A 19,835-nucleotide genomic window follows, 5' to 3' on the forward strand; every position below is an offset into this window, starting at 1 on the left:
AGATTCCGGCCGATTCGATAGACGCAACAAGGATGCAGCGATGAGCAGAGTCAGACGCGAACCGATCAATCCCGCCGATCTTCCCGACACCCTGGCCGATGGCTACAGCCAGGCCGTGATGGTGCAGGGCGGCCAGCGGGTGCTGATCTCCGGCCAGGTGGGCGTCGATGCCCAGTCCCTGCTGGCCGGCCCCGACCTGGCCGAGCAGACCGAGGCCGCCCTCGACAACCTCGAACGATTGCTGACGAGTCTTGGCGGCGATCTCTCCCGGGTTGCGATGCTGCGCCTCTACCTGGCCGAGTTCGCTCGCTACGAGCAGCCAGTGGTGGTGGAGGTGCTACGGCAGCGCTTTCCTGTGGCGCCGCCGGCGGCCAGCTGGCTGATCGTGCATGGCCTCGCCGAACCGGAATGGTTGATTGCCATCGAGGCCGAAGCGGTGTTGCCGGAGCCGGTCGCCGGTTAGCCGGACGCAGCCGGTCGCGCGGTCAGGGCCGACAGCGAGAGACGCTGACTGCCTTGGGCATCGAAGTTGTCCGGCGACAGCCAGCGCTCGAAGATCGCCTCCAGGGTTGGCCATTCGCCGTCGAGAATCGAGAACCAGGCGGTATCGCGATTGCGACCGGCCACCACCCGGTGCTGGCGGAAAATCCCCTCGAAGCGAAAGCCCAGTCGCGTGGCGGCTCGCCGCGACGGCATATTGAGCGCATCGCACTTCCACTCGTAACGGCGGTAACCCAGGGCGAAGGCGTGGCGCATCATCAGCACCATGGCCTCGGTGGCGGCCGGGGTGCGCTGCAGGTGCGGCGAGAAATGCAGGTGGCCCACCTCGAGACTGCCGTGCTCGGGCACGATGTTCAGGTAGGCGGCGAGCCCCAGCGCCTGGCCACTGGCCCGTTCGACGATGGCATGGAAGCGCGGGTCGTGGCTGGCCGCCCGAGAGGCCAGCCAGGCATCGAACCCGGGCCGGTCGGCATAGGGGACGCCACCCAGATAGGCCCAGCGGGCTTCGGGACCGTCGAGGGGCGTTTTTCCCGGCAAGCCCAGGGCGGCATACAGGCCGTCGCCGTGGCGCTCGGCATCCAGGGGGTCGATGCGCACCCGGTGACCGGCCAGGGTCACGTCCGGGAGCGGCGTCGCTCCTGCCCATCCCGGCACGGGGTCACCGATGGGTTGGCCCCAGCGGGTAAAGGCGCTCGTCGTGTCGTGCGGTGGGTTGGTGGGCCTAGCGGTCATCCTCGTTCGCCTCCTGCGGACGGTGCTTGAGATAGCGCTGGGTATAGCTCCCGAGCTGCCGGGCCTGCGGGGCCGGGCTGGCGCGCAGCCCGGCCAGCATGCCGGCCTGGTCTTCCCGCGAGCGGTTCAGCCCCAGCTTGGCCTTGCCCTGGAGATCGTCCAGGCGGATCCGGAAGCCGACCGTTCCCGCGAGCAGCCGCCGGCGATACGCTTCGCCGAGGATTTCCTCGTCATCGAGCAGGTCGGGTTCGTACTGGGCCACCAGTGCATCGAGTGACGCCAGGGTGGCGGCGTCGTCGAGCCGCTCGACGACGCCGCTGGCATGCACGGCCACGTAGTTCCAGGTCGGTACCGCCGGCCGGGTGGCGTACCAGCGGGGGGAGACATAGGCATGTGGGCCCTGGAAGATGGCCAGCACTCGCTGTCCATCCAGCTCGTGCCAGTGGGGGTTGGCGCGGGCGAAATGGCCGTAGAGGGTGCCCAGTTCGCCTTCGCCGCGCTCCAGCACCAGCGGGAGATGGCTGGCCCGCAGGCTGCCGTCCACGAGCATGGCGAAGCCATGGGCATCGATCAGCGCTTGGGCCTGCGTCAGGGACATGCGGGTATCAGAGGGTCGGTACATGGGGACTTTCTCCGCCGAGACGCAGGGCGTAGTGGTAAAACTCCCGGTCACGTTGCCAGCCGAGGGCGTCATAGAGCGCCTGGGCGGCGTGGTTGTCGGCCTGGGTGGCTAGGGCCATCTGGCGGACACCATGGGCCAGGGCCAGGTCGCGGGCGGCGTTCATCAGGGCACGCCCGATGCCTTGGCGGCGGGCCCGGGGGGCCACGAAGAGGTCGTTGAGCCGCCAGAGCGGGGCCAGGCGCACCGTGCTGAACAGTGGATAGAGCTGCACGAAAGCCTGTGGCACGCCCTCGTCATCGCAGGACACCAGCAGGTGGGCATCGCCCAGCCCCAGGCGCTTGGCGACGAAGCGGCGGGCGGCGTCCGGATCGCTGGGCTGGCCGTAGAAGACCCGATAGTCATCGAGCAGGGCACCTAGGGTCGCGACATCGGCGAGCCGGGCAGGACGGATGATCATGGGGGAGCTCCTTTTCATGGGGAGTGACACCACTCGAGTTTGGCGACATAGTGGTTCCCTGGTAAGGGCCAATCATGAGGGAAGTCATGGAACCGGTCGTCGCCGTGCACGCCGATTGGGTCAGCGAGGCCTTGGGCATCGAGCTGAGTCAGCCGTCGTCACACACCCTGGTTCGCCGTCTATATCGGGCGCTGCGGACCTGGGTCCAGTCGGGACGCCTGGCCAGCGGCAGTCGGCTGCCGCCGTCGCGGCGGCTGGCCAGTGACCTGGGAGTGGGGCGCAATACGGTGCTGGAGGCCATCGATCAGCTGGTCGCCGAGGGTTTCCTGGAGACCCGCCCCGGCGCCGGTACCTTCGTCGCCGACCTGCCGTTCGGTCGTGTCGAGTCGGTATTCGAGGAAGGGTCGCGTGAGGCGCCGGATCCGTTTCCGGAGGCGTCGCTGTCGTCCCGGGGCGAACGGCTGCTGAGGTTCTGTGCCCCGTCAGGCGGACATCGTGGTGCCTTTGCGCCGGGCGTGCCGGCTCTCGACCGTTTGCCCCGCGAACTCTGGCAGCGATTGCTCAAGCGTCATCAGCGGGATGCCCCCGAGGCGTGGCTGGATTACCGCACCCAGGGCGGCGTGACGGCGCTGCGCGAAGTGCTGTGCGACTACCTGCGGCTGTCGCGCTCGGTGCGTTGTCGCCCGGAGCAGGTGCTCGTGGTGCAGGGCGCCCAGCAGGGCTTCGAGCTGATCGCACGAATGCTCGGCGACGCGGGCGACGTGGTGTGGATGGAAGAGCCCGGCTATGGCGGTGCCCAGGCCTGCTTCGATGCCTCCGGGCTGGAAATGGTGCCGGTTCCGGTGGATGGCGAGGGCATGGATATCGAACGCGTCCCCGCCGGGCATGCCGCGCCCCGGCTGATCTATGTGACGCCGTCTCATCAGTATCCCAGTGGCGTGACCATGGGGCTCTCGCGGCGCCTGGCACTGCTCGAGGCGGCCGAGGCGCGCGGTGCCTGGGTCGTCGAGGACGACTACGACAGCGAATTCCGCTATGGCCAGCGACCCATCGCCGCCCTCCAGGGGCTGACCGAGTCGGCGCGGGTGATCTATGTGGGCACCCTCAGCAAGGTACTCTATCCGGGGCTGAGGCTCGGTTATCTGGTGTTGCCCGACGCCCTGGTCGAGCCGTTCCGGCGAGCCAATGCGCGCTTGCATCGCGAGGGGCAGTACGCCGTGCAAGCGGCGTTGGCCGAGTTCATCGCGGCCGGCCACTTCTCGCGGCACGTGCGGCGCATGCGCGACTGCTACCGGCAGCGGCAGGCGCTGTTGCGCCGGGCGTTGACGCCGGCCGTGGCGCAGGGCCTCGTTCTGTCGGAGGGACAGGCCGGCATGCACCTGGTGGCCTGGCTCGACAGCCTGGAGACCGAGCGCGCGCTGGTGGCTCGCGGAGCGGCTATCGGCATCTCCTTGTCGCCGCTCTCCGGCTATTGCCTGACGCCGCCGGGACGCCCGGGGCTGGTGTTGGGCTATGCCGGCGCCCGCGACGGCGAGATTCTCCAGGCCGGGCGCTGGCTGGCGCAGGAGTGGCTGTCGCTGAACGAGGCGGGCGCGGCGTCGCCACCGCGATGAGTGCTAGGCGCCCCGGCGAGCCGTACGCCATCGCCCAGGCGGGTGGTACGCTGAAGCGATTCCCACGCCGCAGCCGCAAGGAGAACCAATGACGACCTCCTCTTCCTCCCGCACTCACCTCGATGATCCCCTGACCCTGCGCCTGGGGCACGAGGAACTGGTGATTCGCCGTCGCTACGAGACGTTGAGCATCGCCAACGACTTCTGCATCGCTATCTGGTTCCTGGTAGGAAGCGTGCTCTTCCTGTATCCCAGTCAGGAGACGCTGGCGGTGTGGATGTTCATCCTGGGAAGCTTCCAGTTCCTGATCCGCCCCAGCATCCGGCTGGCGAGCCATCTGCACTTGCAGCGCATACCGCCCAGCGAATGGCAAAAATGAGGGCATGGCGCGGCGATGACGCTCAGGCCTCGGGCACATGGATGAACAGCCGCTCCCGGGGCCAGCGCACCTTGGCGAGTCCCGCATGCCGGTCGGCCTCGGTGTCGCGGTAGCCCAAAGCGAGGAGCGCGACGCTGCGCAGGCCCTGAGCTTCGAGGTCGAGCAGGCGGTCCAGCGCCGCCGGGTCGAAGCCTTCCATGGGCGAGGCATCCACGCGTTCCACTGCCGCCGAGGCCAGCGCCGTGCCCAGAGCCAGGTAGGCCTGACGGGCCGCCCACTGGAAGCGTTCGTGGGGCGTGGCGAAGCCGTCTAGAGTGCCCTTGATGGTGGCGCCATAGGCTTCCAGCTCCGAGGCTTCGATCCCTCGTGTCTCGGCAATCAACTGGGTCAGTTCGTCGACGTGGCGAGCCTCGACGGGATCCCAGGCGGCGAAGACCAGCAGGTGCGATGACTGGACGATCTGCGGCTGGTCGAAGGCCACCGGGCCGATACGCTCGCGCAGTGCCGGATCTTCGATCACCAGCACGGAATAGGGCTGCAGCCCGTAGGAGGAAGGCGCCAGGCGAACCGCCTCCAGGATCCGTTCCACCCGTTCTGCGGGAACCTGGGCTCCGGTCATGCGTTTGGTGGCGTAGCGCCAGTTGAGGGCTTCGATGAGTGTCATGATGACTCCTTGAGGTCGGGGGAGAATGTGGCGGTTTGCGTACCGCTCGTGGTGGACGCGGCGCGGGCGCCGCGCTGGAATAGCAAGGTACCGCCGGCCACCAGCAGCGCGGCCAGGCCCAGGTTGGGCGGCGGAGCCTCGCCGAGGGCGAAGATCGCGATCAGGGTGCCGACCACGGCCGCCACCGAACCGATCTGACTCAGGTAAACGGGGCCGGCGAGTCGTTGCAGTACGAAGAAGAAGAGGTAGAGCACGGCGAACACGGCGACCTCCACCAGCAGCAGCCGCACGACGGTTCCGGTGGCGAGCAGCGCCGGGAGCTGGCCGGGTTCGAGCGACAGCGCGAAGGGCAGCAGCGTCACGGCGCCGCCGAACATCATCGATGCCGCCAGGAAGACCGGTGAGCTGCCTTCGGGCCAGCGCAGCGTGCGGTAGATGTTGCCCAGTGCGAGCACCAGCGGCATGGCCAGCACCAGCAAGGCCCAGCCCGGTGAACCGTCGATGCCGCCGGCCTTGGCGGTAGCCAGCACCAGGCCGCCGGAGAGTCCCAGCAGCACGCCGAGCAGGCGCGACGGCCTCAGACGCTCCAGTCCCAGCAGAACCGCCAGCCCCCAGGTGATCAGGATCGGGAAGGCGAAGCTCAGCGAGATGAACCCCGCCCCGACGTGGCGTACTGCGAGGAAGGCCATGGCGTTGGGCAGGGCGAACAGGACTCCGGCCACGATGGCGTACTCCAGCGTGCGGCGATCGAAGGTCAGCGGCCGATGGCGGGCCACGGCGATGCCGAGCAGAACGCAGCCAGCGCCGGCCATGGCCGTCATCAGGAAGGTCAGCCGCGGCGCTCCAGCGCCATCGGCCAGCTTGGCGACCACCATCGATAGCGCCAGGAAGGTGCCGACCAGCAGCAGGCAGCCCAGGGCGTGGAGTCCGCGTCGGTCCGAGCGCTTGCGCGTTCGTGTTGCGTTCGACATCATTCATCCTCCTAGCTCGACAGGAAGTATCATTGTGTCGAGTATCTTAGTATTAAGATAAAAGCTTGGCAAGGAAAGATGACAATGAACCGAGTGAAGCTGGCGGTTGGCCAATGGCGGCGCGAGCTGCCCGACCTCGATCTGCTGCCCATGGAGGTGGTCGGGTACCTGAAGACGAGTCAACTGATTACCAAGGGGCGGCTGGATGCCTTCTTCAAGCAGCATGGCTTGCAGGCAGGGGAATTCGACGTGCTGGCCACCCTGCGCCGTGCCGGCGAGCCCTACGCCTTGACGCCGACGCAGCTGTTCGAGGCGTTGATGCTTTCCTCAGGGGGCATGACCAACCGGCTGGACCGTCTGGAGCGGGCCGGGCTGATTCAGCGCTCACCCAACCCCGACGATCGCCGCGGCACCCTGGTTTCGCTCACTGTCCAAGGTCGCGAGCTGATCGACCGCTTGATTCCTCTGCACGTGGAGAATGAGGCGCGCCTGCTCGAGCCCCTGACGCGCGAAGAGCAGGAGACGCTGAACCGGCTGCTCGGCAAGCTGCTGGATGGACTGGAAGGGGAGTAGCACGACGGGCGAGGCCGCGGCTGGCCTCGTAGTCGGCTTGGTGACGAGAAATCGGCTCGTGCTCGAGCGATCGAGCCGGTTTTTCGTCATGCCGATAGCCGAGCCCTATCGGACGCATTGTCACGGCGACCTTTGACCTCAACTTAACTTGAGGTCGTATCGTTCATCGCACTCAATCAGCGAACGGGAGAACAGTGCAATGAGCGATACGATCAAGGTGGCCGTGATCTATGGCAGCACGAGGGAAGGACGTTTCTGCGATACCGTCGGCTCGTGGGTCGTGGACCAGATCCGGCGCCGGGAGGCGTTTTCGCCGATGGTGATCGATCCTGCCGCCGAGCCCGCCTCGGCATTCGCCGGGCGCCTCGACGAGGCGGACGCCTTCGTCGTGGTCACGCCCGAGTACAACCACTCCTACCCCGCTGCGCTCAAGGCGCTGATCGACGACTACAAGGCGGAGTGGCAGGCCAAGCCGGTGGCCTTCGTCTCCTACGGTGGCGCCTCGGGCGGGGTGCGGGCGGTGGAGCACCTGCGCGATGTCTTTGCCGAGCTGCATGCCGTGGGCATTCGTGACGGCGTGATGTTTCCCAACGCCTGGGAGCAGTTCGACGAGCAGGGGCAGCCGCTGCAGGCACAGCGTTTCGAGCGTGGCATGCAGACCTTGCTGGCGCGGCTCGCCTGGTGGGCCGAGACCCTGCGCGAGGGGCGCGCCGCCCGGGACTATGCCCAGGCAGTGATGCTGGATTGAACGGTCGATGAGGCGCCGATGCGTTGCTCGGCCCTCTTCTCCAACGCGGCAGCGCCGCTCGGCAAAGGAGTTTTCGTCATGCAGGCTTCCGGAACCTTGCTCCATGAATCGGCTACCTGGGAGGCCTCGCCTCTCGACCTAGAGGCCTATCTGGCACGCCTCGACTACCGCGGGTCGCTGACCCCCAGCCTCGAAACGCTGCGGGCACTGCAGCGTGCGCATCTCGAGGCGATTCCCTTCGAGAACCTGGAGATCGCCATCGGCGGGGAGATCCGGCTGGATCTGGCGAGTCTGCAGGACAAGCTGGTGCGGCGGCGGCGCGGTGGTTACTGCCACGAACAGAACCTCCTGTTCGGCACGGTGCTGGACCGACTCGGCTTCCGAGTGGTGCCCCGAGGCGCGCGGATGCTGGTGGGCGAAGAGGCCAGCCGGATCACGGCCATGAACCATACGATGCTGGCGGTGATCGTCGATGGGCGCGATTGGCTGGTCGATGTCGGGGTCGGCAATGTGGGGCCGCGTGAGCCGGTGCCTGTCGGGGAGAGCGTCGAGGTGCGCCACGGCGGTTGGGAGTATCGCCTGGAGCGCTCCCCCGTGGGGCTCTGGCTGCTGCGGCATCGGCGCCACGATGGCTGGTTCAATATCTACCAGTTCGGCGATACGTCTTACTACCGTGCCGATGCCGAGACCCACAACTACCATGTCTCCCATCACCCGGACTCGCCCTTCGTGCGGCGTATCGTGGCCCAGCACAACGGTGCGGAGGAACGCTGGGGACTCGCCGACCTGGAACTGACGGTGGAGCGCCCCGGGGCCGAGCCGGAACGTCGCGAGCTGCGGGCCGCCGAGCTTCCCGGGGTGCTGCGAGAGCGTTTCGGGCTGGCGCTCGATCCGGAGCAGGAGGCCCGCCTGCTGAGTCGGGCCGAGTCGCTCGCTGCGTCGGTCGCAGGCGAACGACTCGGAACCTGAGGACGGTCACTTGGGCCGGTAGCTGCCGACATCGGCGGCAAAACTGATCGCCAGGCGGTTCCAGGCGTTGATGGTGCAGATCGCCAGGGTCAGGTCGGCAAGCCCCTGCTCGGAGAAGTGCTGGCGGGTCGCCTCGTACAGGGCGTCGTCGATGCCGTTGCCGGCAATCAGGGTATTGGCCTCGGCCCAGGCCAGGGCGGCCCGCTCTCGGGGGGTATAGAATGGCGTTTCTCGCCAAGCGTTCAGGGCGTACAGCCGCTGCTCGGTTTCGCCGGCCTTGCGCGCATCCTTGGTGTGCATGTCGATGCAGTAGGCGCAGCCGTTGATCTGCGAGACGCGGGTATACACCAGCCCCAGCAGGCCTTCGCCCAGTTCGCCCTCTTCCCCGGTGCGAGAGACGTGGCGCTGGAGTTCGAGCATGGCCTCGATACCGGCGGGACTGGCGGAGAAGTAGTTCATGCGCATGGGAGGATCTCCTGACGGTGAATGACGGATCCCAATCTAGCCTGGGCGCGGGGCGCGGCATTGTAGATTTTCGACCGGCGACCGTGATCGCCCCGCCGACCGGCCTGCGCCTGCTGCAGTTCGCTCCCGATCCTGCGCTGCGTGCCCATGTGCAGTGCCTCTGGTATGCCCAGGGTTGCGATGCATCGGGAGCGGACACGCAGGAACTGTTGCACCCCGATGGCGGCATGGGGCTACTGTTCAACTTCGGCGGACCCGTGAGTCGAGACGATGGCGTCGCATCGTGGGCCGCCTGGATCGATGGCCCCAAGCTACGTACGGCTCGGTTAGGGGTGGGCCGGGATCTCGATCTGCTCGGCGTGCGCTTTCGGCCGGGGAGCGGAGCGCTGATCGTCGGTGAGCCGCTGAGCGAGCTGGCCGGAGCCGAGCCGATACCCGGCGATGCGTTGGGCCACCTTGCGTTGGAGGCATTGCACGAAAGGCTGTGGCAAGCGCCCGACCTGGCCAGCCGCATCGCGATGCTGGAGCGTTTCCTGCTGGAGCGGTTGCGTCATGCCGAGGCGTTGCCGGCGGTGTTGCCGGCTTCGCTGGAGTGGTTGCGTCAACGTTCCCTCGAGGGCGAGGGCCCGTCCAGCATCGCGGCGCTGGCCAAGGAGTTACCGATCGGCCAGCGTCGATTGGAGCGCCTGTTCCGCCACTACGTGGGGTTATCGCCCAAACGCTACGCCCGCCTGATGCGCATCGCTTGCAGCCGCGAACGGATCAAGCGGGGCGGGATGGACGTGTCCTTGACCGACACCGCTCATGCCGCCGGCTACTACGATCAGGCCCATTTCATCCACGACTTCAAGGCCGTGACCGGCCTGACGCCGGGGGGATACCGGGAGCACGTGCAACGACGGTACGGGCGCGAAGCGCAGCCGTAGGCAGGGTATGGTAGCCGTCGTTTCTACCATCGACTGCGCCGGGCTGGGTCAGGCATGGAGCGCTCGGGCATCGTGTTCGTGCAGACCCCGGGGTCGCTCGTGCATGAGATGAGCCTGCTTGGCATTCCGCGTCAGGCCAAGCAGGCTCGATATCCAGGCGGTGCGTGGACACCGCCGTTCAGCCAGTGCGGGGTGGGAATTCCCGCACCTGGGCTCGCCGCTCCACCAGGGCACGCAGGGCATCCACTTTGAGCGGTAGGCGCGAGGCCCACAGGATGTCGTCGCGGCGGTGGCCCATGTCCTCGAGGATGTGGTCGTCATGGGCGAGCAGCGGCAAGAAGCGTTGCCGGAACTGACGCCTGCGGCGGTAGGCCCACCACCAGTGATCGATGGCATGGATCAGCCCCAGCGGCGGCATGGCCGGCATGTGGAGGTCCAGCCTGGGTGGCTTTGGCGGCGGCACGTCGTGGTCATCGACGCAGCGGCGAAGCGGTTCGTACTGGCTCATCTTGCACCTCCATCCAGGCGGCCGCCGGGTGGACGGCTGCCGGAGTCTGCTGATTCGTGGGTGGAGGGTCGCGACCTCTGGGAGAGAGCATGGCGCGCTCGTTTTGATCAATCCAGCGAAAAGATCTACATTTACCATTAAGCTTTATTGAAAGCGGGGTAGTCATGACCGAAATGCCATCCAGCGGACGAGCGCCGCTGCCGCTACTGGATAGCGACGTGCTTCGCATGTTCGTCGCCATTGCCGAAAGCGGCAGCTTCACGCGTGCCGCCCGGCAGGTGTTCCGCACCCCTTCGGCCCTGAGCATGCAGATCAAGCGTTTGGAAGAGACCCTGGGCCAGACGCTGTTCGTACGCGAGGCACGCCAAGTGCGACTCACCCCGGAGGGTGAGTTGCTCTTGAGCTATGGGAGGCGGTTGTTGCGGCTCAACGAAGAGGCGGTGACGCAGTTTTTAGCGCCGTCCCTGGAGGGGCGGGTGAGTTTCGGCACCACGGACGATGTCGGCACGCGCATTCTGCCCGGGGTGTTGGCCCAGTTCGCCCGCTCGCATCCAGCGGTACATGTCGATGTGGTGGTGGGCAGTAGCGCCAATATGCTGCAGCGCCTGGATGCCGGTGAGCTCGACTTGATACTGATCACCGCGGGCAATCCGGGGCAAGCGCCACGCGGCGAGATCGTGCATAGCGAACCGCTGGTATGGGTCGGCCGTGATGGGGGAGTGGCCGTGCAGCGTTCACCCTTGCCGGTGGCGCTGGCGCACCAGGGCTGTGCCTGGCGGAAAATGGCGTTGGATGCCCTCGACAGCGCTGGCATCGGTTACCGTATCGCCTATACCTGCGAGCACTCCGCCGGGCAGGAGGCGGCGATGCTCGCCGACCTCGTCGTGTCGCCTTTCCCGCGCAGCCTGATCCGTGCCCCGCTGCGGCGTATCGACAAGAATTTGCTGCCGCCCCCAGGCGATTATCAGCTGGAGCTGGTGAAACGGGGCGGCATGGGCCAGGCCGGCGAGGTCCTGGCTGAGCGGGTAGTCGAGGCCTTCCGCGACCTGCGCGGCTAGCATTGCGGGGTTCCTCAAGCCAGCACGATGAACAGCAGTACGCTAATGGCCGCGGCAATCATGATGTAGGGCAACTGGGTCAGGGCGTGCTGCAGGGGCGTCACGCTGCAGCCGCGGGCACTGAGCACCGTGGAGTCACCGAAGAAGCAAGCGTGGGAGCCGAAGGCCCCTGCCGAGATCATGGCACCGAGCGTGAGTGGTAGCGAGGCGTCGGTAGAGAGCGCCAGCGGCACCACGATCGGAAAAGCGATGGCATAGATGCCCCAGAACGAGCCGGTGGCGAAGGCGATGCCGGCCAGTATCAGGAAGGTGATCGCCGGCAGCCACTGGCCGGCCATTACCGGCATGACCCAGTCGATCAGCGTCTCGGCCAGGCTCAGCCGCTCGTTGACGTCCTGCAGAATGAAGGCGGCGAAGACGATACCCAGCGGTACCAGCATGAACTGCAGGCCCTGGATGATCTCGTCGAACAGACGGTTTAGGGGCGCCATGTCCTGGGCCACGTAGAGACCGAGGGTCATCAGCAGAGCGAACGCCACGCCGATCAGCGCGTCGATCTCGAACCACCAGGTGGCGAAGATCAGAGTGGCCATCGGCAGCAGAAAATTGACCAAGCGCGCGGGGCGGTGGGTGAACTGCTCGGGATTCTGCTCCTCGTTGCTTTCGGGCACGCGCTCTTCGTCCCCCTGTTCCGCGCGCTTCATCTTGCCCAGCGCCGGGATCACGCCCGCCGCGACCAGCAGTACTACGATCAGTGCCATCCAGGGATAGAAGAGGTAGGGGATCAGCGTGAGGTAATAACTGAACCCCTGACCGGTTTCGGCGACGTCGTGACTTTCCAGCAACCCCGAAAGATAGATCGCCCAGGTCGAGAAGGGGATGATCAGGCAGATGGGGGCCGCGGTGGAGTCGACGATATAGGCCAGCATCGAACGCGATATTTTGAGCTTGTCGGCCAGACGTTTCATCGCTGCCGAGACGGTCATGGCGTTGAGGTAGTCATCGATGAAGATCAACACGCCGAGCCCGACGCTGCCCAGCAGCGCACTGCGGCGCGTCGTGCAGTGGCGTCCGGCGGCGCGACTGAACGCCTCCGTGCCGCGGGCGAACTGCAGCAGGCCGATCAGGCTGCCGAGCAGGCCGCAGACCAGGATGATCCAGCCCATGGTGGGGTTCTGCATCACCTCCAGGCTGCTTACGGCCATGTCTTGTACGGCGGTGGTCGGCGACAGCATGATGAAACCGCTCAACGCACCGGCCAGCAGGGCTTCCAGGGTGCGGCGCGTCAGCAGAGCCATGCTGATGACGACGGTGGTGGGCAGCAAACTGTAAAGGCCGTAGTCGTCACCGTCGATCAGCACGAAACCGCTAAGGCTGGCAATCAACACGACACCGAGAAACAACAGGCCACCCTTGGTGGCGCTGCCGAAGCGTTGGGGATGGACCGTTGGGCCTGAAGTAGAGTGTGACATGGTTGTTCACCTTTGTTGTTGTGCATTGCATCATCGGCAGTCGCCGCTGGGAAATGCCGAGTCATACAGGCGGCGGCTGCCGGCGGGTTACAGATAACCGTCCTTGCGTAGCGATGCCGTGGTGGCGGCGAAGGCCTCGTCGAGGATCGAAACCACCCGATCCACCACGTCACGATCCCAGATCAGCGGCGGCGAGATGATGTTCAGGTGGCCCACCGGGCGAATGATCAGACCGCGCTTCTGGGCCTCGGCGGCGACCCGGTCGCCGACCCGTGCCTCCACCGGCAGCAGTTCCTTGCTGGTCTTGTCGGCGACGTTCTCGATGGCCAGCATGAAGTGGCTGCCCCTTACGTCGCCGACGGTGTCATGATGCGAGAGCGTCTCGAGCTGCCGCTCCAGGTAGGGGCCGACTTCGCGTACGTTGGCGCAGATCCCCTCGCGCTCGATGATCTCGATGTTCTTGAGCGCCGCGACACAGCTCACCGGATGACCGGAGTAGGTGAAGCCGGTGCTCAGCACACCGCCCTTGCGCTGGGGCGTGCCCAGCACCGCGTAGATCTCGTCGGAGATCAGGGTGGCCCCCAGCGGGGCATAGCCCGATGACAGCCCCTTGGCACAGTTGATGATGTCCGGCCGGGTGTCGAACACCGCCTCGGAGGCGAAGACGTGGCCCAGGCGGCCGAAGCCGGTGACCACTTCGTCGGCGATATAGAGGATCTCGTGGGCGCGGCACACCGCCTGCATGCGGGCGTGGTAGCCTCGAGGCGCCACCAGTACGCCGCCGGCGCCCATGATCGGCTCGGCGATGAAGGCGGCGATGTTCTCGGCGCCGATGCGCTCGATGGTTTCCTCCAGTTCGGCCACCAGATGGTCGCAGTACTCCGCTTCGCTCATTCCCTGCGGCCGGCGATAGAGGTTGGCCTCGCTCAGATGGGTGACCAGGTGATCCAGGGTATCGAAGTCCCAGTTGTTGCTCTCGATGCCGGTCAGGCTCGCCGCCAGGTAGGTGGTGCCGTGGTAGGCGTTGTGGCGCGACAGGATGCGCTTCTTGTTCGGCTTGCCCAGGCGGTTGAAGTAGTAGTGCACCAGGCGGACGGTGGCGTCGTTGGCCGTCGAGCCGCCGCAGCTGAAGAAGACGTGGTTGAGGTTCGTCGGGGCGAGTTCGGCGAGCTTGGCGGCGAGCTCCGCCGCCGGGGCATTGGAAAGGTTGTTGAAGGTGGAGAAGTAGGCCATGCGCGTGGCCTGCTCGGCCATGGCCTGGCCGATCTCGGCGCGGCCGTGGCCCACGTTGACGCACCACAGGCCGGCGATGCCGTCGATGAAACGGTTGCCGTAGGCATCCTCTACGTAGATGCCGTCGCTGTCGGTAATCAGGTCGCAGCCCTTGTCGTGGAACAGGCTGAAGTCGGTGAAGGGGTGGATGAAGTGATCCTTGTCCTTCTGCCACAGCGACTGGGCATCGAGGGTCTGAGGGGGCGTGGAGGTAGCGGTGGTCATGAGTTCGGCCTCGCGTGTCCGATGTCGTTGTTGGAGTGTGCTCTGTTGAGGTCGGGTTCAGACTAGCGAGAGGGCGAAGACGGGGAACATATCCTGATTGGGGTATATCGGTTCCGCGACGGGTCGGCCTAGGGTTGGGGTATAACGACAAAGGGAGGCAACCTGCATGAGCGTTTCCATCGACGGCCAGCGGCTCTGGGCGAGCTTGATGGCCATGGCCGAGATTGGCCCCACCGAAAACGGCGGCAATAGTCGCCTGGCATTGACCGAAGAGGATGCCGCCGGGCGGCGCCTGCTGATCGAGTGGTGCGAGGCGCTTGGCTGCACGCTGAGGGTCGATCGGGTCGGCAACCTTTTTTTCCGTCGCCTTGGTAGGCGCGACGACCTCGAACCGGTGGCCATTGGCAGCCATCTCGATACCCAGCCCAAGGGCGGTCGCTTCGACGGTGTCCTGGGTGTGCTGGCGGGGCTCGAGGTGTTCCGCACCCTGCATGAGCGGGGCATCGTCACCGAGCGCCCGCTGGAGCTGGTGGTGTGGACCAACGAGGAGGGCAGCCGTTTCGCCCCGGCCATGGTGGCCTCCGGCACCTATGCCGGCGAGTTCAGCGTCGAGTCGACCCTGGCACGCGAGGATCGCGACGGCGTCTCCTTCGGCGAGGCGCTGGCCGCCTGCGGCTTCGCCGGCGAGCTGCCGGTGGGCGAGCCGCGACTCGACGCCTTCTTCGAGTTGCACATCGAGCAGGGGGCGGTGCTGGAAGAGGAGCAAGAGGCCATCGGCGTGGTCACCGGCGTGCAGGGCATGCGCTGGTTCGACGTCATCCTGCGGGGCCAGTCGGCCCATGCCGGGCCTACGCCGATGCGTTATCGCCACGACGCCTTGGCCGCTGCGGCACGCCTGATCGATCGCCTGCAGGCTCTGGCCATGACCGACGGCAGCGGCGCCACCAAGGTGACCTTCGGCTGCCTGGAGATCGACAGCCCCTCGCGCAACGTGATTCCTGGCGAGGTGCGTCTAACTCTGGACCTGCGCCACGTCGATGAAAACGAGTTGGATGCACTGGAGGCCCGCTACGACCGGGAGCTGGCAGACGCGGCCGAGGCCTTCGGCGTGGCAGCGACCAGCGAGCGGATCTGGGCGTCGCCGGTCGTCAACTTCGACGCCGGCTGTATCGAGGCTGTCGAACGCGCTGCTCGCGCTCAGGGAGTGCCATACCGACGGATGATGAGCGGTGCCGGCCATGATGCGGTGTACGTGTCGCGGGTGGCGCCGACCTCGATGGTCTTCATTCCCTGCCGCGACGGCATCAGCCACAACGAGGCCGAGTACGCCACGCCGGAGCACTGTGCCCTGGGCGCCCAGGTGCTCTGCGATGCCCTGCTGGAACGCGCCAACCGTCAAGGAGGTGTGCAATGAGCATTGAGATTCCCAGAACCCGCGACGATTGGCACGCCCTGGCCGAGTCACTCGGCTTCGAGGCCCGTGCCTTCATCGACGACGCCTTCGTCGCTGCCGACAGCGGCGATACCTTCGAGTCGCGCAACCCGGCCACCGGCGAGATCCTGGCCCAGGTGGCGAGCTGCGACGAGCCCGACGCCGAGCGCGCCGTGGCGGCGGCGCGCCAGGCCTTCGCCGGCGGCGAGTGGTCGCGCCTGGCGCCGGCCAAGCGCAAGAGGATCCTGCAGCGCCTGGCCGACCTGATGGAGGCCAACAAGCACGAGCTGGCACTGCTCGACACCCTCGACATGGGCAAGCCCATCTCCAGTTCGCTCGGCGACATGAACGGTGCCATTGCTTGCATTCGCTACCAGGCCGAGTGCATCGACAAGCTCTACGGCGAGGTGGCGCCCACCGGTGAGGATAGCCTGGCGCTGGTGCTGCGCGAACCCATCGGCGTGGTGGCGGCCATCGTGCCGTGGAACTTCCCGCTGATGATGACCGCCTGGAAGATCGCCCCGGCGCTGGCCGCCGGCAATAGCGTCATCCTCAAACCCTCGGAGAAGTCGCCGCTCTCGGCGCTGCGCCTGGCTCAACTGACCCGGGAGGCCGGTTTCCCCAAGGGCGTCTTCCAGGTGCTGCCGGGCTTCGGCCACACCGTGGGCAAGGCCCTGGCGCTCTCGATGGAGGTCGACTGCCTGGCCTTCACCGGCTCCACCGCGGTGGGCAAGCAACTGATGCAGTATGCCGGGCAGTCCAACCTCAAGCGCGTCTATCTCGAGTGTGGCGGCAAGAGCCCCAACCTGGTCTTTGCCGACTGCCAGGACCTCGACCGGGTGGCCGAGCATGCCGCCGCGGCCATCTTCCACAACCAGGGCGAGGTGTGCATCGCCGGCTCCCGGCTGCTGGTGGAGAATTCGATCCGCGACGACTTCGTCGAGCGGGTGCTCAAGGCCGCCGAGAGCATGCAGCCCGGCGATCCGCTGGACCCTGCGAGCTTCATGGGCGCCATCGTCGACGAGGCCCAGCACCGGCGGATTCTCGACTACATCCGCCAGGGCGTGGAAGAGGGCGCGCAACTGCGCAGCGGCGGGCAGGCGCTGGAAGGTCCGGGGTTGTTCATCCCACCCACGGTGTTCGACGGCGTGACGCCGCAGATGACCATCGGCCGCGAGGAGGTCTTCGGCCCGGTGCTGGCGGTGTTCGGCTTCGACACGGAAGACGAAGCCATCGCCATGGCCAACGACACGCACTACGGCCTGGCGGCTGGGCTGTGGAGCCAGGACATCGACCGCATCATGCGCGTGACGCGGCGGCTGCAGTCGGGACAGGTGTTCGTCAACAACTGGGCCGGGGGCGACCAGACCATGCCTTTCGGCGGGGTCAAGCAGTCGGGCAACGGGCGCGACAAGTCGCATCACAGCCTGGAGGAGTACTCCGAGCTCAAGAGCGTGTGGATGTCGCTCACGCCCTGACTGCTTGCCTTCGACCGAGTTCCGGCCGATCCTCTAGACAATCTTCGACTTGCCGGCTCCCTATGCCTCGGGCGCCGGCCACGACCCGGTCAACGTCTCTTGAGTTGCATCCTCAGCCTGATGATCTTCATTCCCTCCCGTGACGGCATCAGCTGCAAGCAGCTCCCGCACAATTCACCAGGGGGTAGATTCCATGCGATTCGCTGATGGTGTTGACCCATGTCCTGCCGCTTCACATGGGGGCAGATGTGGGCGCTAGGCCATTGAGGCCGTCGTGTGAGGTCGAGGGGAATGAAGGCTGCGAGCCACGATCCATATGTCGGTCAGAGTGCATGCCGGGCGGCCTGTCGATCCATCGCCCAGACCTAGCCCCGGCACGTGCCGGGGCTGGGTTTCGACTCAATTCTGGAATTCGATGTTCTCTGCAGCAGCGGCGAGTGCTGCTTCGTTTTCGGCGAGAAATTCACGATATTCGTCACCGGCCAAGAAGTGAACGACCGAGCCGAATTCGTTCTCGATACGGCGCTTGATGTCTTCGTTTTCAATCGCCTTGGCATAGGCATCGGCAATGGTATCCAAAATCTCCTGAGGCGTATCTTTAGGCGCAAAAATGCCTCTGTTGGTTGCGCTCGTGAAGTCGATGCCCAACTCTTGAAGAGTCGGTATATCTCCGTAGTTGTCCAGGCGCTCCGTGTGGGATACCCCTAGCGGCTTCAGGATTCCATCCTCGAGGAAAGAGGCGCTCGATGGCATGTCGGCGTTAACGAAATCTATCTCCTCTGCCATCAAGGCGGATATTTGCTCCGCGGTGTCCTGGTAACCTATAAGGCGTACGTTGTCCATGTCGATATCGAGGACGTCAAAGAGGCGTGCCCAATAAAAGTGGTCAACGGATGAAGGCGTCATCCCAAATCGCACTTGACCTGGGTTGTCACGGATGTACGCCTTCATATCGGAAGCATCCTCTACCGGGTGGTCGGCATAAGTTATAGGCACCACGACAGTCTGTGTCAGTAAGGCCACCGGTTCGAAGGCATCGTAGGAGTAATCCACCGTCCCTGCTAGTTTGGACAATGCGATGGTGTCGTGGCTGCCGAGCAGGGTATAACCGTCGGGAGGGGCTTCCTTGACGCTGCGTGAACCAATCGTTGCTCCGGCTCCCGCCATGTTGACGGGGACGATGGATACCCCAAGGTGCTTTTCGGCCTCTTGTGAGATGAGGCGGAATATGACATCCGTTGCTCCACCGGGCCCATAGGGGATGATCAGACGAATGTCCTGCTCTGGGTAGTCTGCCTGGGCGCTGTTGGGCAATGCCATGGCGCCGGTGATTCCAAAGGCAGCGAGTGTGAGTGTCAGTTTCGAACGCATGATGTCAGTCCTTCTTGGGATTGTTGGCGAGGTGACTGTTACGTCGTCATGTTGCAGAAAGGTGCTGGTTTTTCCCTCCCGATGGATGGACACAGAAAGTACGCCGACCTTGGGCGAGGAGCGAAGAGCCTCTACGCTCGGCCATATGCCGTCAGCACTTAGCTCGTGTGCGAGTTCGGTTACTGTCGCCGACGTGGAGTTTGTGGCTCGTCGAGCCATGGGGAGGTCTCCTATCCGTCGGAAACGAGCCTGTCCCCGACTTACGTTCGGCGACGTTGCATATGAAGCCTGGGGGGCGGTCGATAGAGGGAGACTGGGCCTTTTGCCTCGCTAGGCGGCATGTTCGGCTCCTTTGTTTTTGGTGCCTCCCCAGATGCTATGAGGTTTCGCAGACCAAGCGATATATCCCTATTAGGGTATGCGCCAGCCGTTAGCCTGAGCGCTGACGCGACACCAGCGTCACGTGATCGAGAAACAGCCGGAACAGCTGCGACTGGCTGGAAACCTCCAGACGCTGGTAGATGTGTTTGCGATGGACCTTGACGGTGCCGTCGCTGATTCCCAGCTCACGGGCTGCGGACTTGGTCGAGTGGCCGGCCAGCAGCAGTCGTACGATCTCCTGCTCCCGGGCGGTAAGCACCTCGCGACCGAAGCTGGCGAAGGCCACTTCCACTGGCTCGCGCTCGTCAAGGTGGTGCTGGAATTTCCCGCCTTGCCACTTCCAATACTCTTCGAACAGAGCCTCGACCAGCGGGGACAGATGGCGCAGCGCCTGTAGCCCGCGACGAGTCAGTGGCGGTGAGTGGGCACCGAAGCCAAGCGAGACGGCGACCACCACCTGCGGATCGACTCGCACGAACAGCCCGACTTCGTCGTGTAGCCCCAGGGCGCGATAGTAGTGGTGGTAGTAGTCACTCGATTCGAAGCGGTCCGGCGCCAGTTCGCTCAGACGATGGGCACCATGATCGAGGCCGTCGTCGATGGCGGTGAAGAAAGGGTCGAGCAGGTAGGCTTCGCTGAGATAGCGGCCGATGCCTTGTTCGCGTTTGGCATCGGGGTAATTGTCGTGAATCAGCAGCGGTCGCCGGCGTCCGCGATATGCGTTGATCAGTATGGTGTCGTATTCCACCAGGTCGCGAAGACAGTACTCGAGAGCCTTCGGAAAGTCCGTGCCCGCGGCACCGCGCAGTAGACGCGCCAGTTGCTGATGCCAAGCGAGACTGTCCGGACGAACAAGCAGATCGGTGAAGGGCATGTCGGGTCCGCAGAAGCGTGTTCTGGTCAAGTCAGAGCGGACACATTTTCAAGCCGCAGCTGCCAGTTCAATCTCCCTCGGCGTCTGGTAGCCCAGGGTCGAGTGGAGCCGGCAGCTGTTGTACTCCATCTCGATGTACTCGAT

21 protein-coding genes are annotated in these 19,835 nt (G+C 65.4%); 10 read left to right on the forward strand and 11 right to left on the reverse strand.

Annotated elements, in window-relative coordinates:
• Positions 1 to 40: 40 nt before the first annotated feature.
• Complete coding sequence (locus GFD32_RS05445; RefSeq protein WP_163575552.1) at positions 41 to 463, forward strand: Rid family hydrolase; 423 nt, start codon at positions 41 to 43, stop codon at positions 461 to 463.
• Here the strand turns inward: GFD32_RS05445 and GFD32_RS05450 are convergent.
• From GFD32_RS05450 to GFD32_RS05460, 3 genes are read right to left on the reverse strand one after another with little or no spacing between them, the layout of a single operon-like run.
• On the reverse strand, positions 460 to 1,233 hold the full coding sequence (locus tag GFD32_RS05450; RefSeq protein WP_163575553.1) for a GNAT family N-acetyltransferase: 774 nt from the start codon (positions 1,231 to 1,233) through the stop codon (positions 460 to 462). The genes GFD32_RS05445 and GFD32_RS05450 overlap by 4 nt on opposite strands.
• Complete coding sequence (locus tag GFD32_RS05455; protein WP_163575554.1) at positions 1,223 to 1,855, reverse strand: FMN-binding negative transcriptional regulator; 633 nt, start codon at positions 1,853 to 1,855, stop codon at positions 1,223 to 1,225. Before GFD32_RS05455 ends, GFD32_RS05450 begins: the two co-directional genes overlap by 11 nt.
• Positions 1,839 to 2,312, reverse strand: coding sequence for a GNAT family N-acetyltransferase (locus tag GFD32_RS05460; protein WP_163575555.1), 474 nt, complete (start codon positions 2,310 to 2,312; stop codon positions 1,839 to 1,841). The genes GFD32_RS05455 and GFD32_RS05460 overlap by 17 nt, the downstream gene beginning before the upstream one ends.
• Positions 2,313 to 2,398: 86 nt before the next feature.
• Between GFD32_RS05460 and pdxR the strand changes: the two genes are divergently transcribed.
• Together pdxR and GFD32_RS05470 are read left to right on the forward strand one after the other, a co-directional pair.
• Positions 2,399 to 3,925 (forward strand): MocR-like pyridoxine biosynthesis transcription factor PdxR, encoded by a 1,527-nt coding sequence (gene pdxR / locus GFD32_RS05465; protein WP_163575556.1) that lies wholly within the window; start codon positions 2,399 to 2,401, stop codon positions 3,923 to 3,925.
• 88 nt (positions 3,926 to 4,013) lie between these two features.
• Positions 4,014 to 4,304, forward strand: a complete 291-nt coding sequence (locus GFD32_RS05470) for a YrhK family protein (protein WP_163575557.1) — start codon at positions 4,014 to 4,016, stop codon at positions 4,302 to 4,304.
• Positions 4,305 to 4,326: 22 nt separating this feature from the next.
• Here GFD32_RS05470 and GFD32_RS05475 read toward each other — a convergent pair whose 3' ends face one another.
• Positions 4,327 to 4,968 carry an NAD(P)H-dependent oxidoreductase gene (locus tag GFD32_RS05475; RefSeq protein WP_163575558.1) on the reverse strand — a complete coding sequence of 214 codons (642 nt, stop codon included), beginning with the start codon at positions 4,966 to 4,968 and terminating at the stop codon, positions 4,327 to 4,329.
• Positions 4,965 to 5,942, reverse strand: a complete 978-nt coding sequence (locus tag GFD32_RS05480; RefSeq protein ID WP_240455553.1) for a DMT family transporter — start codon at positions 5,940 to 5,942, stop codon at positions 4,965 to 4,967. Before GFD32_RS05480 ends, GFD32_RS05475 begins: the two co-directional genes overlap by 4 nt.
• An 81-nt stretch (positions 5,943 to 6,023) precedes the next feature.
• On the opposite strand from GFD32_RS05480, the gene GFD32_RS05485 reads away from it, so the two are divergent.
• The 3 genes from GFD32_RS05485 (at position 6,024) to GFD32_RS05495 (ending at position 8,229) form a co-directional block, all read left to right on the forward strand.
• Positions 6,024 to 6,512, forward strand: a complete 489-nt coding sequence (locus GFD32_RS05485; protein WP_163575559.1) for a MarR family winged helix-turn-helix transcriptional regulator — start codon at positions 6,024 to 6,026, stop codon at positions 6,510 to 6,512.
• 199 nt (positions 6,513 to 6,711) lie between these two features.
• Positions 6,712 to 7,260, forward strand: a complete 549-nt coding sequence (locus GFD32_RS05490) for an NADPH-dependent FMN reductase (protein ID WP_163575560.1) — start codon at positions 6,712 to 6,714, stop codon at positions 7,258 to 7,260.
• Between the two features lie 78 nt (positions 7,261 to 7,338).
• A complete protein-coding gene (locus tag GFD32_RS05495) occupies positions 7,339 to 8,229 on the forward strand; it encodes an arylamine N-acetyltransferase family protein (protein ID WP_163575561.1) in 891 nt (296 codons plus the stop codon).
• A 6-nt stretch (positions 8,230 to 8,235) separates the two neighbouring features.
• Here GFD32_RS05495 and GFD32_RS05500 read toward each other — a convergent pair whose 3' ends face one another.
• Positions 8,236 to 8,694, reverse strand: coding sequence for a carboxymuconolactone decarboxylase family protein (locus GFD32_RS05500; protein WP_163575562.1), 459 nt, complete (start codon positions 8,692 to 8,694; stop codon positions 8,236 to 8,238).
• Positions 8,695 to 8,777: 83 nt separating this feature from the next.
• On the opposite strand from GFD32_RS05500, the gene GFD32_RS05505 reads away from it, so the two are divergent.
• Complete coding sequence (locus tag GFD32_RS05505; RefSeq protein WP_163575563.1) at positions 8,778 to 9,620, forward strand: helix-turn-helix domain-containing protein; 843 nt, start codon at positions 8,778 to 8,780, stop codon at positions 9,618 to 9,620.
• A 178-nt stretch (positions 9,621 to 9,798) separates the two neighbouring features.
• Here GFD32_RS05505 and GFD32_RS05510 read toward each other — a convergent pair whose 3' ends face one another.
• Entirely contained in the window at positions 9,799 to 10,128 is a 330-nt protein-coding gene (locus GFD32_RS05510) for a hypothetical protein (RefSeq protein ID WP_163575564.1), read from the reverse strand.
• Positions 10,129 to 10,292: 164 nt separating this feature from the next.
• On the opposite strand from GFD32_RS05510, the gene GFD32_RS05515 reads away from it, so the two are divergent.
• Entirely contained in the window at positions 10,293 to 11,186 is an 894-nt protein-coding gene (locus GFD32_RS05515) for a LysR family transcriptional regulator (protein ID WP_163575565.1), read from the forward strand.
• Between the two features lie 14 nt (positions 11,187 to 11,200).
• Here GFD32_RS05515 and GFD32_RS05520 read toward each other — a convergent pair whose 3' ends face one another.
• A complete protein-coding gene (locus GFD32_RS05520; RefSeq protein WP_163575566.1) occupies positions 11,201 to 12,658 on the reverse strand; it encodes a Na+/H+ antiporter NhaC family protein in 1,458 nt (485 codons plus the stop codon).
• 87 nt (positions 12,659 to 12,745) lie between these two features.
• The gene (locus GFD32_RS05525; RefSeq protein WP_163575567.1) at positions 12,746 to 14,155 is read right to left on the reverse strand and encodes an aminotransferase; all 1,410 of its coding nucleotides are present in this window, start codon (positions 14,153 to 14,155) and stop codon (positions 12,746 to 12,748) included.
• 166 nt (positions 14,156 to 14,321) lie between these two features.
• Between GFD32_RS05525 and GFD32_RS05530 the strand changes: the two genes are divergently transcribed.
• Entirely contained in the window at positions 14,322 to 15,569 is a 1,248-nt protein-coding gene (locus tag GFD32_RS05530) for a M20 family metallo-hydrolase (RefSeq protein WP_163575568.1), read from the forward strand.
• Entirely contained in the window at positions 15,566 to 17,065 is a 1,500-nt protein-coding gene (locus GFD32_RS05535) for an aldehyde dehydrogenase (RefSeq protein WP_163575569.1), read from the forward strand. The genes GFD32_RS05530 and GFD32_RS05535 overlap by 4 nt, the downstream gene beginning before the upstream one ends.
• Positions 17,066 to 17,464: 399 nt before the next feature.
• On the opposite strand, the gene GFD32_RS05540 is transcribed toward GFD32_RS05535, so the two are convergent.
• Together GFD32_RS05540 and GFD32_RS05545 are read right to left on the reverse strand one after the other, a co-directional pair.
• On the reverse strand, positions 17,465 to 18,436 hold the full coding sequence (locus tag GFD32_RS05540) for a Bug family tripartite tricarboxylate transporter substrate binding protein (protein WP_240455554.1): 972 nt from the start codon (positions 18,434 to 18,436) through the stop codon (positions 17,465 to 17,467).
• A gap of 430 nt (positions 18,437 to 18,866) precedes the next feature.
• Positions 18,867 to 19,691: a helix-turn-helix transcriptional regulator gene (locus GFD32_RS05545; RefSeq protein ID WP_163575570.1), complete on the reverse strand. Its 825-nt coding sequence runs from the start codon at positions 19,689 to 19,691 to the stop codon at positions 18,867 to 18,869.
• Positions 19,692 to 19,835 lie beyond the last annotated feature (144 nt).

Source organism: Halomonas faecis, from assembly GCF_010993975.1.
Classification (GTDB): domain Bacteria; phylum Pseudomonadota; class Gammaproteobacteria; order Pseudomonadales; family Halomonadaceae; genus Halomonas; species Halomonas faecis.

Excerpts from the sequence above, each read along its gene's own strand:
- GFD32_RS05445 (WP_163575552.1), top strand. The coding sequence starts at position 41 with ATGAGCAGAGTCAGACGCGAACCGATCAATCCCGCCGATCTTCCCGAC.
- GFD32_RS05450 (WP_163575553.1), bottom strand. The coding sequence starts at position 1,233 with ATGACCGCTAGGCCCACCAACCCACCGCACGACACGACGAGCGCCTTT.
- GFD32_RS05455 (WP_163575554.1), bottom strand. The coding sequence starts at position 1,855 with ATGTACCGACCCTCTGATACCCGCATGTCCCTGACGCAGGCCCAAGCG.
- GFD32_RS05460 (WP_163575555.1), bottom strand. The coding sequence starts at position 2,312 with ATGATCATCCGTCCTGCCCGGCTCGCCGATGTCGCGACCCTAGGTGCC.
- pdxR (WP_163575556.1), top strand. The coding sequence starts at position 2,399 with ATGGAACCGGTCGTCGCCGTGCACGCCGATTGGGTCAGCGAGGCCTTG.
- GFD32_RS05470 (WP_163575557.1), top strand. The coding sequence starts at position 4,014 with ATGACGACCTCCTCTTCCTCCCGCACTCACCTCGATGATCCCCTGACC.
- GFD32_RS05475 (WP_163575558.1), bottom strand. The coding sequence starts at position 4,968 with ATGACACTCATCGAAGCCCTCAACTGGCGCTACGCCACCAAACGCATG.
- GFD32_RS05480 (WP_240455553.1), bottom strand. The coding sequence starts at position 5,942 with ATGATGTCGAACGCAACACGAACGCGCAAGCGCTCGGACCGACGCGGA.
- GFD32_RS05485 (WP_163575559.1), top strand. The coding sequence starts at position 6,024 with ATGAACCGAGTGAAGCTGGCGGTTGGCCAATGGCGGCGCGAGCTGCCC.
- GFD32_RS05490 (WP_163575560.1), top strand. The coding sequence starts at position 6,712 with ATGAGCGATACGATCAAGGTGGCCGTGATCTATGGCAGCACGAGGGAA.
- GFD32_RS05495 (WP_163575561.1), top strand. The coding sequence starts at position 7,339 with ATGCAGGCTTCCGGAACCTTGCTCCATGAATCGGCTACCTGGGAGGCC.
- GFD32_RS05500 (WP_163575562.1), bottom strand. The coding sequence starts at position 8,694 with ATGCGCATGAACTACTTCTCCGCCAGTCCCGCCGGTATCGAGGCCATG.
- GFD32_RS05510 (WP_163575564.1), bottom strand. The coding sequence starts at position 10,128 with ATGAGCCAGTACGAACCGCTTCGCCGCTGCGTCGATGACCACGACGTG.
- GFD32_RS05515 (WP_163575565.1), top strand. The coding sequence starts at position 10,293 with ATGACCGAAATGCCATCCAGCGGACGAGCGCCGCTGCCGCTACTGGAT.
- GFD32_RS05520 (WP_163575566.1), bottom strand. The coding sequence starts at position 12,658 with ATGTCACACTCTACTTCAGGCCCAACGGTCCATCCCCAACGCTTCGGC.
- GFD32_RS05525 (WP_163575567.1), bottom strand. The coding sequence starts at position 14,155 with ATGACCACCGCTACCTCCACGCCCCCTCAGACCCTCGATGCCCAGTCG.
- GFD32_RS05530 (WP_163575568.1), top strand. The coding sequence starts at position 14,322 with ATGAGCGTTTCCATCGACGGCCAGCGGCTCTGGGCGAGCTTGATGGCC.
- GFD32_RS05535 (WP_163575569.1), top strand. The coding sequence starts at position 15,566 with ATGAGCATTGAGATTCCCAGAACCCGCGACGATTGGCACGCCCTGGCC.
- GFD32_RS05540 (WP_240455554.1), bottom strand. The coding sequence starts at position 18,436 with ATGCGTTCGAAACTGACACTCACACTCGCTGCCTTTGGAATCACCGGC.
- GFD32_RS05545 (WP_163575570.1), bottom strand. The coding sequence starts at position 19,691 with ATGCCCTTCACCGATCTGCTTGTTCGTCCGGACAGTCTCGCTTGGCAT.